Source organism: Oleiphilus sp. HI0086, assembly GCF_001635225.1.
The window spans coordinates 1-687 of sequence record NZ_LWFZ01000579.1; the positions used below are offsets into that span (position 1 = coordinate 1).

Below are 687 nucleotides of genomic sequence, written 5' to 3' on the forward strand. Positions count from 1 at the left end.
GCTTGGAGCGCATTGCGGAAGGGTTCATCCATCACACTCGACAGGTGAAGCAACGAGCGCATCAGATGGCGCAGGAACGGGTTTATCAAGACTGGCAAAAGGCAGCCCGCAACGTGAGTAAAGCCGCTGAGATCCTGCACCTGTTCGTGGATGACCGCATCGACCCTAATACTTCCTTCCACGCGGTACAGCAACAGGCTTTCCAGTTTCTCAGTGCCAACGACCTGAACTCGGTCTGCCGATACCTGAGCAATCAGAAACAGTCAGCGGAGGAAGCGTTCTGGCAACACCTGGACACGGAATCCACATTGCGAACCGGCCTGTTACGGTCGCTCTTTTGCTGTCTGCGCATGGAAGGCACCGACAAAACGCAACGGTTAGCCCGGATCTTAGACCAAGCTCGGTTGGATCTGGTCGCCGGCAATATGCTCGGCGATGCCTGCATTGATCAGCGTCTACCGCCGAAAGCCACACGACCACTATTGCTAAAACCCGATGGCAGTATAGATAAAGCCAGGTATGAATGGTTCCTGTACCTGCAGATTCCCAACCGGTTAAACGGCCAGCTAATGCTGCCGGAAGTCATTCGATATCGGGCGTTAGAGGATGATCTGGTGAAGCCACAGACCTGGAAAAACCAGAAGCAGGTCTTGGTCGAGGGTACGCAGCAACCGAAAATCTCCAAGG

At 54.3% G+C, this 687-nt stretch carries 1 pseudogene; it reads left to right on the forward strand.

The annotated features are described in order from the left end of the window. Nucleotides 1–687: pseudogene (locus tag A3756_RS06960) on the forward strand (Tn3 family transposase); the annotation flags it as partial.